Raw genomic sequence first — 15,969 nt, 5'->3', positions numbered from 1 at the left:
TTTTCCAGCGGGCGTCTTCCAGGCGCGGCGCAGCCGTTGCCGTGTGCCAGCGCACGCTGCGGTCCAGGGGGCCGAACCACGCGGTGCCCTGCATAACTTGAGCCTTAGAAGCAAGTGAGAACCATGAAAAGCATTTCCTCCAAGCTGAAAGCATTCGTCGCCATGGCAGGCACAGGGATGGGAGCGGCGGCCCACGCCGTGCAGGACCTGCCGGGCGGCCCGGCCGTCAATCAGCTCAACCTGCACCCCGCGGTGACGCGCATCGCCCAGGAGCAGCAATACCTGCACTGGATGATGCTGGGCATATGCACGGCGATCTTCGTCGGCGTGTTCGGCGTGATGTTCTATTCGATCTGGAAGCACCGCAAGTCGCGCGGCGCCAAGGCCGCGAATTTCCACGAGTCGGTGACCGTCGAAGTCATCTGGACCATCGTGCCGTTCCTCATCGTGATCGTGATCGCCCTGCCGGCCACCAAGGTGCTGGTGGCGCAGAAGGACACGACCAATGCCGACCTGACCATCAAGGTCACGGGCTACCAGTGGAAGTGGGGCTACGACTACATCAACGGCGAAGGCGAGGGCCTGGGCTTCGTGTCCACGCTCGACAGCAGCCACCGCGCCATGTCCGACAGCGGCGATGTGCGCAACGCGCCGGTCGACTATCTGTTCAAGGTCGACAACCCCATGGTCGTTCCCGTCGGCAAGAAAGTGCGCGTGATCACCACCGCCAACGACGTGATCCACTCGTTCATGGTGCCGGCCTTCGGCATCAAGCAGGACGCGATTCCGGGCTTCGTGCGCGACACCTGGTTCCGCGCCGAGAAGGTCGGCGACTACTACGGCCAGTGCGCCGAGCTGTGTGGCAAGGAGCATGCCTACATGCCCATCCACGTGAAGGTGGTCAATTCGGCGGAATACACGCAATGGGTCGAAGGCCAGCGCAAGCTCGCGGCCGCCAAGCTCGACGACCCGACGCGGGTCTGGGAACTCGCTCCCTTGCTGGCACGCGGCGAGAAGGTCTATGCGGCCAACTGCGCTGCCTGCCACCAGGCCAACGGCAAGGGCGCGGGCCCGATCAAGCCGCTTGACGGCTCGGCCGTGGTGCTCAACACCGACCATGCGCAGCAGATCCGCATCCTGCTCCAGGGCGCTGCCAACGGTGCGATGCCGTCGTGGAAGCAGCTCAGCGATACCGACCTCGCCGCCGTCGCGAGCTACACCAAGAACGCCTGGTCCAACAAGACCGGCCAGCTGGTGCAGCCGTCCGAAATCGTCGCTGAGCGCAGCAAGTAAGCGGGCACTAACGTACCGAGGAATCGAAGATGAGCGCAGTAATTGACAACCACGGTCCGGCAGCAGGCCACGCGGGCCACGACGAGCACCACGATCACCACCACGCGCCGCCTACCGGCTGGCGCCGCTGGATGTACGCGACCAACCACAAGGACATAGGCACGCTGTACCTGCTGTTTGCCTTCACCATGCTGATGGTGGGCGGCGTGCTCGCGCTGCTGATACGCGCCGAGCTGTTCCAGCCCGGCCTGCAGCTCGTGAACCCCGAGCTGTTCAACCAGCTGACCACCATGCACGGCCTGATCATGGTGTTCGGCGCGATCATGCCGGCCTTCGTCGGCTTCGCGAACTGGATGATTCCGCTGCAGATCGGCGCCTCCGACATGGCGTTTGCGCGCATGAACAACTTCAGCTTCTGGCTGATGGTGCCCGCGGGCGCGATGCTGATCGGCTCGTTCTTCATGCCCGGCGGCGCACCCGCGGCCGGCTGGACGCTCTATGCGCCGCTGACGCTGCAGATGGGCCCGTCCATGGACACCAGCATCTTCGCGATGCACGTTCTCGGCGCCTCGTCCATCATGGGCTCGATCAACATCATCGTCACCATCCTCAACATGCGCGCTCCGGGCATGACGCTGATGAAGATGCCGATGTTCGCCTGGACCTGGCTGATCACCGCCTATCTGCTGATTGCCGTGATGCCCGTGCTGGCCGGCGCGATCACCATGACGCTGACCGACCGCCACTTCGGCACCAGCTTCTTCAATCCCGCGGGCGGCGGCGACCCGGTGATGTACCAGCACATCTTCTGGTTCTTCGGCCACCCCGAGGTCTACATCATGATCCTGCCGGCCTTCGGCATCGTGAGCCAGATCGTGCCCGCGTTCGCGCGCAAGCGGCTGTTCGGCTATGCGTCCATGGTCTACGCGACGGCATCGATTGCCATCCTGTCGTTCATCGTCTGGGCGCACCACATGTTCACCACGGGCATGCCGGTCACGGGTCAGCTGTTCTTCATGTACGCGACCATGCTGATCTCCGTGCCCACGGCCGTGAAGGTGTTCAACTGGATCGCGACCATGTGGCGCGGCTCGATGACCTTCGAGACGCCCATGCTGTTCGCTGTGGGCTTCATCTTCGTGTTCACCATGGGCGGCTTCACCGGCCTGATCCTGGCGATGGCCCCCATCGACATCCAGCTGCAGGACACCTATTACGTCGTCGCCCACTTCCACTACGTGCTGGTCGCGGGCTCGCTGTTCTCGATGTTTGCCGCCTACTACTACTGGGCACCCAAGTGGACCGGCGTGATGTATTCCGAAACCCGCGGCCGCATCCATTTCTGGGGCTCGCTGGTGTTCTTCAACATCACCTTCTTCCCCATGCACTTCCTGGGCCTGGCGGGCATGCCGCGCCGCTACGCCGACTACCCGATGCAGTTCGCCGACTTCAACATGCTGGCCTCCATCGGTGCGTTCGGCTTCGGTCTGATCCAGGTGTATTTCTTTTTCTTCGTGGTGCTGCCCGCAATGCGCGGCAAGGGCGAGAAAGCGCCGCAGCGGCCCTGGGAAGGCGCCGAAGGCCTGGAGTGGGAAGTGCCTTCGCCCGCACCGTTCCACACCTTCGAGAACCCGCCCAAGCTGGATGCGACCGCAACCCGCGTGATTGGATGAAATGAAGCACCCCCTGAGCGGCTGCGCCGCTTCCCCCTCTCATCCTTCGGTGGAGGGGGACGGCACCCTCGCTGCGGGGCGGCCCTTGCTCGGTGCCCCTGAGCTGGGCCTTGCCGATTCAAGGGTCTGCGAGCGGAACAAGAGCATCATGGATAAATGGGGAAATTGGTAATGTCACCTGATCAACGTAAAAGCAATCTGCGCCTCGCACTGATCCTGGCCTCGATCGCCGCCGTCTTCCTGGCGGGCTTCGTGGCCAAGATGCTGTGGCTGGGTGCGCAGTAAAAGGAACGCCGTGGGAATGCGCCAGGAAAACACGAAGATGGTCGGCAAGCTGGCGGTGATTGCCGTCGGCATGTTCGCCTTCGGCTATGCGCTGATTCCCATCTACAAGCATGTCTGCGAAGCGCTGGGAATCAACATCCTGGCGATCTCCGAGCGCCAGGTGCCGGGCAACGGCCAGATCGGCCCGAATGCCAAGCTGCCGGCCAACTCCCAGGTCGACATGAGCCGCACGATCACCGTCGAGTTCGACGCCAACGCGCGCGGCCCCTGGGACTTCAAGCCGCGCCAGCGTTCGGTGCAGGTGCATCCGGGCGAGCTCACGGTGGTCGAGTACGAGTTCCAGAACGTACAGAACCGCCGCATGGCCGCGCAGGCGATTCCCAGCTATGCGCCGCACCAGGCGGCCGCGCATTTCATCAAGCTCGAGTGCTTCTGCTTCAACCAGTACACGCTGGAGCCGGGCGAGAAAAAGGAATGGCCCGTGGCCTTCGTGATCGACCCGAAGATTTCCAAGGACGTCACGACCATCACGCTGTCGTACACCTTCTTCGAAGTCGGCGGCAAGACGCCGCCCGCGCCCGCAGGCGGTCTCAAGCAGCAGGCCGCGGCGCCCGGTGCCAAGGAGCCCGTGCTATGAACCAACCGCAGAAAAAAGCCTCGCCGCTGCGCACCGCACGCACCATGCTGTGGGCATTGCTGGGCGTGCGCAAGGGCAGCGAATACCAGAAAGACGTTGAAAGCATCACTCCGCTGCAGGTGGTGGTGGGGGGGCTGGTGGCCATTTTTCTATTGGTCGCAGGCTTGATCTTGATTGTGAACTGGATCGTCTGAGCGCCAAGCTACAGACGGACGCAAGGACCTAGAGAGTCAGGAGCAGGAAATGAGTGGAACTACCCAAGGCGCAACGCCCTACTACTACGTGCCCGGTGAATCGCGCCATCCGATCATGGCGGCCGCGGGCCTGTTCTTCGTGATCCTCGGCGCGGGGCAGTGGATCAACGGCCACGAATGGGGCAAATGGAGCCTGTTCTTCGGCCTGGCCTGGTGGCTGGTCGTGCTCTACCAGTGGTTCCGTGACGCCATCCATGAAAGCGAGAGCGGGCTCTACGGGCGCAAGATCGATCTGTCGTTCCGCTGGAGCATGAGCTGGTTCATCTTCTCCGAAGTGATGCTGTTTGGCGCATTCTTCACCGCGCTGTGGTGGGGCCGCGCGCATTCGGTGCCGGCGCTCGGCGGCATAGAGAACGCCTTGCTGTGGCCCGACTTCAAGGCCATCTGGCCCAGCATGGCCGCCGGTGCCACGGCCTCGCCCGCGGGCACGGTGGAGCCGTTCCAGACCGTGGGTCCGTTCTGGCTGCCGACCATCAACACCGCGCTGCTGCTGACTTCGGGCGTGACGCTGACCATTGCCCACCACGCGCTGCGCGAGAACCATCGCGGCCGCACGATTGCCTTCATGTGGGCCACCGTGGTGCTGGGCTTCATCTTCCTGTGCGTGCAGGGCTATGAGTACTTCCACCTTTACACCGACCTGAACCTCAAGCTGTCGTCGGGCATCTTCGGCTCGACCTTCTACATGCTCACGGGCTTTCACGGCTTCCACGTGTTCGTCGGCATGCTGATGCTGTTCTTCATCACGCTGCGGCTGCAAAAAGGCCACTTCACGGCCGACAAGCATTTCGGCTTCGAAGGCGCAGCCTGGTACTGGCACTTCGTGGACGTGGTCTGGCTGGGCTTGTACGTGCTGGTCTACTGGATGTAATCGGTGAGGCGGTGGCCTGGGCCACCACGTTGCGAGAGCCGGCCTTGCGCCGGCTTCGCCGCTTCAGCGTCCCACCGGCAGCCCGGTAGGCTGGATATACCCCAGCTTCCAGCTGATCAGCAGGCACAGGAACAGCAGCACCGACAAGCCCACGCGCAGCGCCAGCGCGCGCGCCATATGCTGGCTGCGCCTGCGGTTATCCTCTACGCCATCGGGCGGGCGGCGCATCATGAAGAACAAGGCGCTGCCCAGGCTGGCGAGAATGCCCAGAAAGGCCAAGGCGATGAAGATTTTCATGGAGATCATTATCCGGTGAGTAAAAGCACAAGGCCAGAGGGTTCGCCAGCAGGCATGCGCTTCTGGGTGATCACCTTGGCAGCGGCGGTGGGAATCGGCGCCACGGCCGCGCTGGGCTGCTGGCAGCTGGACCGCGCGGCGCAAAAGCAGGCGCTGGCCGCGGCCATCGAGGCACGGGGCGAACAGCCGCAGCTGGGCGCTGCGGCACTGCAGCAGGCATTGCAACAGACGCCGGCCGCAGACCTGGTCCACCGCCCCGTGGCGCTGCAGGGCCGCTGGCTAGGCTCCCATACGATCTACCTCGACAACCGGCAGATGCATGGCCGTCCGGGCTTTTTCGTGTTGACGCCATTGGCCCTTGATGGGCCCACGCCCGCGGTGGTGCTGGTGCAGCGCGGCTGGATAGCGCGCAATTTCCAGGACCGCACGGCGCTCGCTCCTGTCGATACGCCCGCGGGCCCGGTGGCAGTCGCCGGCAGGCTTGCACTGGCGCCCGCGCGGCTGTACGAAATGGCACCCGGTGCAGACCCTGTTTCCGAAACGTCGCCTATCCGACAGAATCTTGATGTGACCCGGTTTCGCGCGCAAACCGGCCTGCCTTTGCTCGCCATGAGCGTGGTGCAGACGGGGGCCGACAGCGAAGGCCTGCAGCGCGACTGGCCGCGCATCGATGCCGGGGTGGACAAGCACTACGGCTATGCATTTCAATGGTTTGGTATCAGTCTCCTGATGGCGGTTCTCTATGTCTGGTTTCAACTCTTCCGACGCTTCATTCGCCCACGCCAGCAACCCGGCGCCTGAGCGCGCCGCGGCCGAGCCGCTGGGCCTGAGCGTGCACGGCCTGCCTGCGGCGGGCGAGGCGATGCAGGCCCAGCGCACGCGTTCCGGGCGCTGGCAGATGATTGCCGTGCTGCTGGTCTGCGCGGCGCCGGTCATCGCCTCCTACTTCACCTATTACGTGGTTCGGCCCGAAGGCCGGCGCAACTTCGGCGAATTGATACAGCCGCAGCGCACGCTGCCCGATATCAATGCGCGCACGCTGACCGGCGACACCGTGCCGCTGGCTTCGCTCAAGGGCCAGTGGCTGCTGGTCAATGTCGCGGGCGGGCAGTGCAATTCGGCCTGCGAGCAACACCTTTACCTGCAGCGCCAGTTGCGCGAGAGCCTGGGCCGCGAAAAGGACAGGCTCGACTGGGTCTGGCTGATCAACGATGCGGTCCAGCCGCCCGCGGCGCTCGCGCCCGCGATGGCCCAGGGCCAGGTGCTGCGCGTCGATCCGCAGGCCCTTGCCGGCTGGCTGGAGCCGGCGCCGGGCCAGCGCATCGAAGACCATCTGTATCTGGTCGATCCCATGGGCAACTGGATGATGCGCATGCCGGCATCGCTCGACAAAGCGAGCGCCGCGAAGGCCAAGCGCGACCTCGACCGGCTGATGCGCGCGGCCGCCTCCTGGGATAAGGCGGGGCGCCCCGATACCGTCGCCCCTGCCCGCTGAAATGCCGTCCCTTTCTTCTCGAGTTTCCGCATGAGCTTCGCCGCCACCGTTTCCGCCCCGTCGCGCTTTGCGCAGTTCTACGCGCTGACCAAGCCGCGCGTGGTGCAATTGATCGTCTTCTGCGCGCTGATCGGCATGGTGCTGGCCATTCCCGGCTGGCCGGCAGCGCAGCAACTGGTGCTGATGGCTGTGGCCTGCGCGGGCATCTGGCTGGTCGCGGGCGCGGCCGCGGCGTTCAACTGCCTGGTCGAAAAAGGCATAGACGCCAAGATGAAGCGCACGGCCTGGCGGCCCACGGCCAAGGGCCAGTTGTCGGACGGCCAGGCCTTGGCGTTTTCCACGCTGCTGTGCGCGGCCGGCTCGGCAGTTCTCTATGTCTGGGTCAACCCGCTGACCATGTGGCTCACGCTTGCGACCTTCGTCGGTTATGCCGTGGTCTACACGCTGATCCTCAAGCCGCTGACGCCGCAGAACATCGTGATCGGCGGGGCCTCGGGCGCCATGCCTCCGGTGCTGGGCTGGGCCGCGATGACCGGCCAGGTCACGCCCGAGTCGCTGATCCTGTTCCTGATCATCTTTCTCTGGACACCACCGCATTTCTGGGCGCTGGCGCTGTACCGCGTGGAAGACTATCGCCAGGCCGGCCTGCCTATGCTGCCCGTGACCCATGGCAATGAATTCACCCGTTTGCAGGTGTTTCTCTATACGCTGGTATTGTTTGCCGGATGCCTCCTGCCGTTCGTCTTCGGCATGAGTTCCTGGCTCTATCTGGCGGTGGCCGTGGTGCTGGGCCTGGGGTTCTGTGCGTATGCCTATCGGCTGTGGCGCAGCTACTCCGACGCCCTGGCGCGCAAGACCTTCCGGTTTTCGCTGATACACCTGAGTCTTCTGTTCGCCGCACTATTGGCGGACCACTATATTTTTTGAACGACTATGGATAAACGACGTGTATTGAAGTTGTTGCTGGCCTCGGCGCTGGGCACGGGGGCCGCAGGCCTGCTCGCGGGCTGCGGTCGCGAACCCAAGGCCAGTTTCCAGGGAGTGGATGTGACGGGCGCGGAGTACGCGCGCGATTTCACGCTGCCCGATGCTTCGGGTCAGCAGCGCAGCCTCAAGGACTTCGCGGGCAAGGCCGTGGTGGTGTTCTTCGGCTATACCCAATGCCCCGATGTCTGCCCGACTTCGCTGCAGGAGCTGGCCGAAGTCAAGAAGCTGCTGGGCGCCGATGGCGAGCGCCTGCAGGGCATCTTTGTCACGCTGGACCCCGAGCGCGACAAGCCCGAGATGCTCAAGGCCTACATGGAGAGCTTCGATCCCAGCTTTGTCGCGCTGCGCGGCACGCCGGAGCAGACCGCGGCAATTGCCAAGGATTTCAAGATCTTCTACAAGAAGGTCGAAGGCCCTACGCCGGAAAGCTATACGCTGGACCACTCGGCCGGCAGCTATGTCTATGACCCCGCGGGGCGCCTGCGCGTCTACGAGCGCTACGGCGTGGGCCCCCAGGTCCTGGCAGCCGATGTACGCATGCTGCTGGCGGAGAAGGCCTGATCAGATCATTGCGCAGTGATCTTCTGGCTGCGGATGATGTCGCCCATGACCTTGGCGTCGGTGCGTATGCGGTTGGCCAGGCCTTCTGACGAGGTTCCCGCAACCTGCCAGCCCTGGGCGAACAGCTTGGCGCGGATGTCGGGGTGGCGTGCTATTTCGCTCAGCAGCGTGCCCAGGCGCTCGACGATGGGCCGGGGCATGGAGCGTGGCGCGGCGACTGCATTCCAGATTTCCATCTGATAGTTGGCAATGCCGGCTTCCGACAGGCTGGGGTACTCGGGCACCAGCGACGAGCGGCTGGTCGAGGTCACGCCTATCACGCGCAGCTTGCCCGCGCGCGCCTGGGCCGCGGCCATGGCGGGCGGCAGCAGCGCGAGCTGCACCTGTTCGCCGATGATGGCGTTGATCACCTGCGGGTTGCCGGGGTAGGGCACATGCACCGGCGCAATGCCGGCGCGCGCCTTGAGCAGCTCCATGCCGATATGCGCGACCGTGCCTATTCCCGGGCTGCCGTAGCTCCACTTGTCGCCGCTGGCGCGCGCCGCGGCGAAGAACTCGGCGGCCGTGCTGCCCGGTGCCTGGGCCGATGCGGCCAGCGCCAGCGGCGCGGTGGCGATCAGGCTCACGGGCTGCAGGTCCTTGAGCGGGTCATAGGTCGCCTTGGGGTTGATCAGCTTGGCGATGGTCATGTTGCCGTTGATCATCAGCCCCAGCGTATGGTCGTCGGTGGCATGGGCGACGGCGTCGGCGCCGATGTTGCCGCCCGCGCCCACCTTGTTCTCGACCACGACCGGCTGGCCCAGCATCTTGGCCAGCGGCTCGGCCAGCGTACGCGCGACCAGGTCGGGCGACGAGCCGCCCGGAAAGCCGACGATCAGTTTGACCGGGCGCGTGGGCCATTGGGCTGGATCGGCTGCCAGGGCAGGGGTGCAGGCGGCAGCCGCGGCACAGGCCGCCGAGGCCAGCAGCGTGCGGCGGTTCAATCTGGAAATCATGCGGGCTCCTCGGATCATTATTGGAATGGAGTGTCTTTGGCAATCGGCGCGCCATGAAAAAAGCGCACCGCCTGCAAAGGCGGTGCGCCGATTATCCCTGCCGGGAGACTCAGGCGTATTCGGCCAGCGTCTTCTTCATTTTCTTCATCGCCGCCGATTCGATCTGGCGAATGCGCTCGGCGCTGACGCCGTAGACCGCAGCGAGTTCGTGCAGCGTCATGCCGCCCGAGCCGTCATCGTTGACCTTGAGCCAGCGCTCCTCGACGATGCGCCGGCTGCGCTCGTCCAGGCCGCCCAGCGCCAGGCTGATGCCGTCGGTGGCCAGTGCGTCGCGCTGGCGCGACTCGATCATCGCCGTGGGTTCATGCGAACCATCGGCCAGGTAGGCGATGGGGCCGAAGGCGTTCTCGCCGTCATCGGAAGGAGAGGGATCGAGCAGCACGTCGCCGCCCGACATCCGGGTCTCCATTTCGATGACTTCTTCGCGCTTGACGTTGAGCTTTTGCGCGACGGTGTCGATCTCGTGCGGGCTCAGCGTGTCGCGGTGCGTGCTCTCGTCGAGCGCGGCGGCGTCGGCCTTGAGCCCTTGCTTCATCGAGCGCAGGTTGAAGAACAGCTTGCGCTGCGCCTTGGTCGTGGCCAGCTTGACCATGCGCCAGTTCTTCAGGATGTATTCGTGGATCTCGGCCTTGATCCAGTGCATGGCATAGCTCACCAGGCGCACGCCCTGTTCGGGGTCGAAACGCTTGACGGCTTTCATCAGGCCCACGTTGCCTTCCTGGATCAGGTCGCCATGCGGCAGGCCGTAACCCAGGTACTGGCGCGAAATGGCCACCACCAGGCGCAGGTGCGACATCACCAGTCGGCCGGCCGCGTCCAGGTCGCTGTCATTCTTGAGGCGACGCGCGTAATCCTGCTCTTCTTCCAGCGTGAGCATGGGAAGACGATTGACTGCCGTGATATAGGCGTCCAGGTTGCCCAGTGGAGGCACCAGTGCCCAAGGGTTGGTGGGCGCCAAAGTGGTCGTCGCAATGTTTGCGGATGTGGAGGTCATTGAAGTCCTTTCTTCCATATCTTCATATTAGCAGTCTATTGGAGAGAGTGCTAAGGCAGAAGTTCCTTAACCATTGACAACTTGTGCCAACCCTGCGGGGCAATGCCCTCAGGGCGTCGAACCGGTACTCAGTCCAGGCGTGCAAGTGTTAGGTGCTCCGGCACCAGAGCGTGCGACGGGAGCAAGGCCTGTCCATATCCTCAGTCCGTGGAAAGGCAATTGGCATCATCCGACGCCTTGGGAGTGCAGATCTTGGCCCTTCCGGTGACTGCGATCTTGATACGTCGGATCTGGCGGTAGTCGGTGCTTGCATCGCTGCGCGCGATGGTCAACGTGGTGTTGGGCAGGTCGCCGCTTGCGGGACGCGAAAAGCCCGAGCCGTCATATCGCACATAGCTCGGATTGGCCGCCGTGCTGTTGTTGCCCGAAAGCGTGATGTAGGGCGGGGGCGCCTCCTGTTGCATCACCAGGATGTCCTTGGTGCTGTCAAAGGCCATGTCATTGTCGGTATCGACAAACACCACCCAGCCTTTCGCCCAGTCATTGTCGTTGTTCTTCGGCGTCACCAGAGCGAACATGTTGCGCTTCATTGCTTCGGTGCGGGCCGCGTTCAGGGCCGCCAGAAAGCTATTGCTGATGCCGCTCAGTTCTGCATTGCGCAGATATCCCATGAAACTGGGTGCGGCAATGGCCATGATGATGACCAGCAGCGAAATGGTCACCAGCAGCTCGATCAGCGTGAAGCCCCGTCCGCCTGTGCTGGTGGTCGATGAGGCGTGCGGGGCAAATGGCGTCATTTCCAGCAGACACTCGTGTTGTTGCCGGTGCAGCTCTTCACGCCCGTGCTGGTAACGGTGAGTTCCGTGATGGACGGGTCGGTGTAGTACTTGGGCACGCCGAACACCTCAACGCAATTGTTGATGGTCTGGCTGGGGCAGGCACGCGCACCAAGCCAGTACGCGGCACTGCCGCGGGAGTCCCCCGAGAAGGTCTTGAAGGCTACGGCGCTGTCGCCTGCCGTGGCGATGGCCAGGTAAGTATTGTTCTGCGTCATGTACCGCTCCTGCTGCTGCAGCAATTCCATCATTGCCGTGCGGCCTTCGGCGCGGCGTGTCTTTCGCATGTACTCCGCGTAGGACGGGTAGGCTATGGTTGCCAGAATGGAGACTATGGCAACCGTGATCATCAATTCGATGAGCGTAAAGCCTTCAATGTGCCGTTTGTGCTTGGTCATGGTCAATTCCAGGTCTTGTCTTTCAGTTCGCGGTAGTTGTTCAGTTGGCGCCAGCTCAGGCGACCGACCTGCGACGTGGCGGTCTTTGGCTCGGAGACGCTCACGCCTGAAGTGGCGGTGGCGTCGGGATGCACGAACACCCCTTTGTCTGTCTTGACGCGCGCTCCGGTGGAGTCACTGTTCGAGAGCGAAGAGTTCGTATAGAAGAACATCGGCGAGCCCTGCGCACCACTGGACATGGTCGTGACGGTACCCAGGCCGCTGGCCAGATTGGCTTCGTATGAATAGCTCGATCCACCTCCGCAGGCATCCGTGGACGCACTTGGCGGCAGCAGGCTGGTGAAGCGCACGGTCTGCCCAAACAGCGCTGCGGCGCCGATCTGTTTTTCACCGCCCAGGCTGCCGCTCTTGGGATAGTCGATATACCAGCCTGCTTTCTTGTCGGTGGAGTTGCTGTCCCGCGGGCGATTCCAGTAGAACGACTCCACGCTGATTGCACTGTTCGTGATCGAGCCGGCCTTCAGACGCGCGCGGCCGTTGAAGCGCGCTGTGCCGTCCGTGTCGGGTTCAACATCTTTCGATGCGGCGTTGCCGCTGTCATACAGTACGTAAAAAGATTGTGCCTGGGTATTGGAGCCGACCATGTTGTCCTTGGCTTCGAGATATTTGCCGGTGCCAAATGCCAGGATGTAGGAGTTGGAGGGCCCAAACGCAATGGTGGGTACCATGGTGATGGGCTGGACCTTGTTGCTGCTGTCTTTCGCGATGTACATGGGCAACGGAATGGTGCCGTCGGTGTTCTTATAGGACGTCAGTCTCAGCAGGTTCCAGTTGGTTTCGGTGGCGCTCGAGAAGTTGGCCTTGGCCATGTCGAGCTTCCAGAACTGGCCGTGGAGGTCGCCCATGTAGAAGAATTCGACGGCATCCGCCTGGTCGTTGGTGAAATCGAAGTTCACCAGACCGGTGGCCTTGCCGACACCGGTGCCGGTTCCGGACGCATTTACTTCCTGCGTGCCGGTTGCCTCCACGTTGCTGATGGGCAGGCTCACCTTGAAGTAGTTGGTGCCCAGCGACCAGTCGGTGCCTGATGCCTTCGACAGATCCAGCAGGAAGAGCGCAGGCTTGCCGGTGGTGCTGTAGCGGCCAGTGCCGTCATTGACGTAATTGTTGACGCCGCTGGCTACCGCTGCAAACCATTTGTAGGTGGCCGTGGCGGCGCCGGCAGCGCTGGTGCGCAGCTTCACGATGCGTGGTTGGCTCACCACGTTGCCCATGTCTGGATCGTTCTGGTCCGTGAATTCCCAAAGGACCTTGTCGGCCGCAAAGTCGCTCGGGTTGGTCACGTCCAAAGCGAACACGCCTTGCCCGCCGCCGCCAGTGCCCGACACCAGCACGGTTTTCCAGTCGCTGCCTACTTGGGCTTCGGCCACTGCGGGCGGCGCATCGACGTAGCTGGTGTGGCCGGAGGAGTTGTAATTGGTGTTGGTCAGCTGCGAGAGCTTGGGAGCCATCCAGCTGGGGATATATGCGAACAGCTCGTCCATGGTGGTGGAGTTGAATGCATGCAGCATGCCGTCGTTGGCGCCGACAAAGACGGCTTTTGTGCGGTTCTTGTTGGTATCGTAGAACGTGCGATAGGCCGCCGTGTTGTAGCGCGTGGTGGGCGCGGCGGAGTAGGCCGCTGCCGAATTGACGATGTCGCCCAGGCGGGAATTGCGCTGGCGGAAGGTGACGGCTTCCTGTGAGCGATAGCCGCGCAGGAAGTTGAGGCGGTTCTGCCCGTCGTTGTCGGCCGTGGCGGTGGGCGAGGCCTTGTTCAGGTGGGCCTTGAGCGTGTCGCCTATCGTGCTCCAGGTGAACAGGGCTGCCGAGCCGCCCGAGCTGGCCGCGCTTTCTAGCCCGACAACGATCTTGCGTCCGCTGGTTTGCGTGTCGGTGAGTGCGTCGAGACGCGCCGCGGCGGAGACCGCCGATGCCGCGTCGCCCACCTTCACATCGCCGTTGTCGCTGACCTTGATGGTGTTGCGCTTGATGTCCCCGGACCAGCGTTCCGTATTGAAGCTGGCGGTGTAGTAATACCCGTCCGTGGTGGACAAGGTGTTGGTGGACGCTGCTGGCGAGGAAATCGTATTGCTGGCCTTGGCCGCGGCGAAGAAGATGTCGTCCAGCGAGCGCAGGAACTTGTCTGCATCGCTGACCAGGAAATAGGTCTTGGCCTCGCCCGGATCGGTTTCCTTCTCCCAGTTGCGGGCGTCGTTCGACGACTCATACGGGTTGCCGGTGCCGGTCACATCGTTGAAGCCGCCGTACTTGGCCGCAAGGAAGAAGTGGGTCCGCCGGCGGGCCGTGGCATCGTTGTTGGCGCTGTTTTCGTTCACGTCCACCACGTAGGTGGTCACTCGCATGCCGGGGCGGCGCTTGGCTGTCTCCGTCCAGTCCCTGCCGCGGATGTCATGCGTATGCGCCCAGTAGGCCATGCCGGCCATGTAATACGACGACTTGCCGCCAGAGCCTATGCTGAGGCTGTCCAGGTCGGCCAGGCCGGTGTTCTTGATCGTTGTGGTGTTGCTGGTGACCTGCGAGTCGCCACGGCCGTCAAGGTATCTGATCGCTTGGTCCGCCTCGAAGCCGCCCACGACACGAGTCCAGTCCTTGAAGTTCGGAATGTTGTTCGCCAGGCTGACTTCGGCGGTTCGATCGAAGTCGGAATTCGAGATGATCGAGTTGCCGGGGATGGAGCGGTCGGCGTGGGTGTTCACATCGCCGATCAGCAGGACGCTGTTGCGCAGGCAGGCGTAGTTCTTGTCGCTGGAGCCACCGTCGAACGGGTCGGTCCAGCTCGCGTACACGGGAAATCCCGCACGCCTGGCGTCATTGGCCGTGAGACCGGAAACCGCTTGCGGCGTTGGCGCCAGGCCCTGCAGATAACGCAGACTTTCGTAATACAGCTCGCTCACCGGATCGTTGCCCTTGTAGGTACCGGGCGTGCCCGTGCGTCCAAAGGTGTTCAGGTAATTCATCACCCCGCTGATGCCCTCCGTGGCATCCCGCGGATTGGCAATGAAAACGCCATTGTCAGGGTTCCATTCGCGGTTCGGGTTCAGATCCACCGAAGGGTCACCGTTGGCGTCGTAGGTCTTGGGTCCGACATAGGTCATGGGCGCGCGCAGCACTCCGCCGTAGCGCTGGTCGCCGTTGTCCATCAGGTAGCCGAAAGCCGCGAGGCGGATGCGGTCGCTGTACTTCTGCATGTTGCCCACGGGCTTGTAGTTGCCGTTGGGGTAGCGCTGGCACACGGAGGCGCGCGAGTCGGTCAGGGCGCCGCCCGATGTACTGCAGGCCTTCACCCGAACGTAGAGCGCTTCTTCCCCCCCTATGGTCTTCATGGGGGTGGACAGCGCCGTGTTTGTAGCCTTGTAGTGGCAGCTTTTGCCCGCGCCTGACGCCGGGTCCTCGCCCCACTGACTGTTGTTGCATGCGATGCCGTTGGTGACCAGGCGGCGATGCCACTTCTTGCCGCTGCCGTAGATGACTTCCGCCGTTCCTGTGAACGTGCAGGTGGCGTTTTCCGCGGCGCATTGCGTGTAGCCGTTCGGCATGTTCGAGTTGGTCTCGCGCTGGAGTATCGGACCCATCACGGCGGCGGAGTCATTGCAGGCATCTGCTCCCGCTTTGGTTGCTGCCGTACCGTTGCTGAAGATGTGAATTCGATTCAGGCAGTTGCTGATCCGCACGGTATTCGTATCGCCGCTCGTGAAGAACTCGGCAGGCAGCGCCTGCCGCGCGACGGCGTTGGAGAGATTCTTGCGCGGAAAGTAGGAACCATCGTCGTAGAAGTTGCTGGGAATTACTGCGCGCTGCAGGATGGTCGAGGACTCGGAATCCTCGATCCGGTCGCCGCCCGTCAGGCCCAGGCGCATGATGTCGATGGACGAGGCTGCAGCCCAGTTGAGGAAGTTGCCGCTGAAGCCTGCTCCGCTGCAGCTGTGGGTTGCGGCATCGGAGGCCGCGGACCGCGTGAAATGCTTGGTCGTGGACGCTTTGTCGTAGCTGTAGCAACTCAACGGATCGAAGTAGCCCTGGTAGGAGGTGGCCGGAGCATAGGTGCCGCGGTAGGCTGCGCCCACGGTAGGATGCTCGACCGATATGGCCAGCGTCAGCGTGGGCTTCTGGCCCGAACCCTGCGCATACAGCGGGTCAGCGCTCAGCGCGATCGCAGTGATGTTCGGCGGACTGCTTTGGCTCAGTGAATGAACCGCGTAACCTATTGACAGGGGGGCGACAATTGCAAGCGCCCATCGAGCCAGGCGCACACGAGGCAATAGTTTCATGG

The 15,969-nt window shown here is 63.2% G+C and carries 16 protein-coding genes; 10 read left to right on the top strand and 6 right to left on the bottom strand.

Annotated elements, in window-relative coordinates; all coding sequences use genetic code 11:
- The first annotated feature begins 123 nt into the window (after positions 1–123).
- The 6 genes from coxB (at position 124) to ACSVDO_RS17245 (ending at position 5,013) form a co-directional block, all read left to right on the top strand.
- The gene (gene coxB / locus ACSVDO_RS17270; protein WP_332683310.1) at positions 124–1,293 is read left to right on the top strand and encodes a cytochrome c oxidase subunit II; all 1,170 of its coding nucleotides are present in this window, start codon (positions 124–126) and stop codon (positions 1,291–1,293) included.
- 29 nt (positions 1,294–1,322) lie between these two features.
- On the top strand, positions 1,323–2,966 hold the full coding sequence (gene ctaD / locus ACSVDO_RS17265) for a cytochrome c oxidase subunit I (protein WP_489593628.1): 1,644 nt from the start codon (positions 1,323–1,325) through the stop codon (positions 2,964–2,966).
- Between the two features lie 171 nt (positions 2,967–3,137).
- A complete protein-coding gene (locus tag ACSVDO_RS17260; RefSeq protein WP_332681178.1) occupies positions 3,138–3,251 on the top strand; it encodes a cytochrome oxidase small assembly protein in 114 nt (37 codons plus the stop codon).
- Between the two features lie 10 nt (positions 3,252–3,261).
- A complete protein-coding gene (locus tag ACSVDO_RS17255; RefSeq protein WP_332540128.1) occupies positions 3,262–3,888 on the top strand; it encodes a cytochrome c oxidase assembly protein in 627 nt (208 codons plus the stop codon).
- On the top strand, positions 3,885–4,082 hold the full coding sequence (locus ACSVDO_RS17250; protein WP_332540130.1) for a DUF2970 domain-containing protein: 198 nt from the start codon (positions 3,885–3,887) through the stop codon (positions 4,080–4,082). Before ACSVDO_RS17255 ends, ACSVDO_RS17250 begins: the two co-directional genes overlap by 4 nt.
- A gap of 49 nt (positions 4,083–4,131) precedes the next feature.
- On the top strand, positions 4,132–5,013 hold the full coding sequence (locus ACSVDO_RS17245; protein WP_332540132.1) for a cytochrome c oxidase subunit 3: 882 nt from the start codon (positions 4,132–4,134) through the stop codon (positions 5,011–5,013).
- Positions 5,014–5,076: 63 nt separating this feature from the next.
- On the opposite strand, the gene ACSVDO_RS17240 is transcribed toward ACSVDO_RS17245, so the two are convergent.
- Positions 5,077–5,310, bottom strand: a complete 234-nt coding sequence (locus ACSVDO_RS17240) for a twin transmembrane helix small protein (protein WP_332540134.1) — start codon at positions 5,308–5,310, stop codon at positions 5,077–5,079.
- Positions 5,311–5,364: 54 nt separating this feature from the next.
- Between ACSVDO_RS17240 and ACSVDO_RS17235 the strand changes: the two genes are divergently transcribed.
- Genes ACSVDO_RS17235 through ACSVDO_RS17220 form a run of 4 tightly spaced genes read left to right on the top strand, consistent with a single transcriptional unit; the run spans position 5,365 to position 8,353 of the window.
- Positions 5,365–6,111, top strand: a complete 747-nt coding sequence (locus ACSVDO_RS17235) for an SURF1 family protein (protein ID WP_489593625.1) — start codon at positions 5,365–5,367, stop codon at positions 6,109–6,111.
- Positions 6,053–6,805, top strand: a complete 753-nt coding sequence (locus tag ACSVDO_RS17230) for a hypothetical protein (protein ID WP_489593624.1) — start codon at positions 6,053–6,055, stop codon at positions 6,803–6,805. The genes ACSVDO_RS17235 and ACSVDO_RS17230 overlap by 59 nt, the downstream gene beginning before the upstream one ends.
- Before the next feature lie 30 nt (positions 6,806–6,835).
- Positions 6,836–7,732 (top strand): heme o synthase, encoded by an 897-nt coding sequence (gene cyoE / locus ACSVDO_RS17225; protein ID WP_489593623.1) that lies wholly within the window; start codon positions 6,836–6,838, stop codon positions 7,730–7,732.
- A gap of 6 nt (positions 7,733–7,738) precedes the next feature.
- On the top strand, positions 7,739–8,353 hold the full coding sequence (locus tag ACSVDO_RS17220; RefSeq protein WP_489593621.1) for an SCO family protein: 615 nt from the start codon (positions 7,739–7,741) through the stop codon (positions 8,351–8,353).
- A gap of 5 nt (positions 8,354–8,358) precedes the next feature.
- On the opposite strand, the gene ACSVDO_RS17215 is transcribed toward ACSVDO_RS17220, so the two are convergent.
- The 5 genes from ACSVDO_RS17215 to ACSVDO_RS17195 all read right to left on the bottom strand — a co-directional run bounded on the left by ACSVDO_RS17215 (position 8,359) and on the right by ACSVDO_RS17195 (position 15,967).
- Positions 8,359–9,348 carry a Bug family tripartite tricarboxylate transporter substrate binding protein gene (locus ACSVDO_RS17215; protein WP_489593619.1) on the bottom strand — a complete coding sequence of 330 codons (990 nt, stop codon included), beginning with the start codon at positions 9,346–9,348 and terminating at the stop codon, positions 8,359–8,361.
- A gap of 109 nt (positions 9,349–9,457) precedes the next feature.
- On the bottom strand, positions 9,458–10,402 hold the full coding sequence (rpoH, locus tag ACSVDO_RS17210; protein ID WP_159911244.1) for an RNA polymerase sigma factor RpoH: 945 nt from the start codon (positions 10,400–10,402) through the stop codon (positions 9,458–9,460).
- A 200-nt stretch (positions 10,403–10,602) separates the two neighbouring features.
- The gene (locus tag ACSVDO_RS17205) at positions 10,603–11,199 is read right to left on the bottom strand and encodes a GspH/FimT family pseudopilin (protein ID WP_489593617.1); all 597 of its coding nucleotides are present in this window, start codon (positions 11,197–11,199) and stop codon (positions 10,603–10,605) included.
- Positions 11,196–11,636, bottom strand: a complete 441-nt coding sequence (locus ACSVDO_RS17200; protein WP_489593615.1) for a type IV pilin protein — start codon at positions 11,634–11,636, stop codon at positions 11,196–11,198. Before ACSVDO_RS17200 ends, ACSVDO_RS17205 begins: the two co-directional genes overlap by 4 nt.
- 2 nt (positions 11,637–11,638) lie before the next feature.
- Positions 11,639–15,967 carry a pilus assembly protein gene (locus tag ACSVDO_RS17195; RefSeq protein WP_489593613.1) on the bottom strand — a complete coding sequence of 1,443 codons (4,329 nt, stop codon included), beginning with the start codon at positions 15,965–15,967 and terminating at the stop codon, positions 11,639–11,641.
- Positions 15,968–15,969: the final 2 nt, after the last annotated feature.

Source organism: Comamonas sp. DB36 (genome assembly GCF_057914905.1).
Note: the sequence above shows the minus strand (reverse complement) of the source record. Positions and strands in the feature narration are given on the sequence as shown.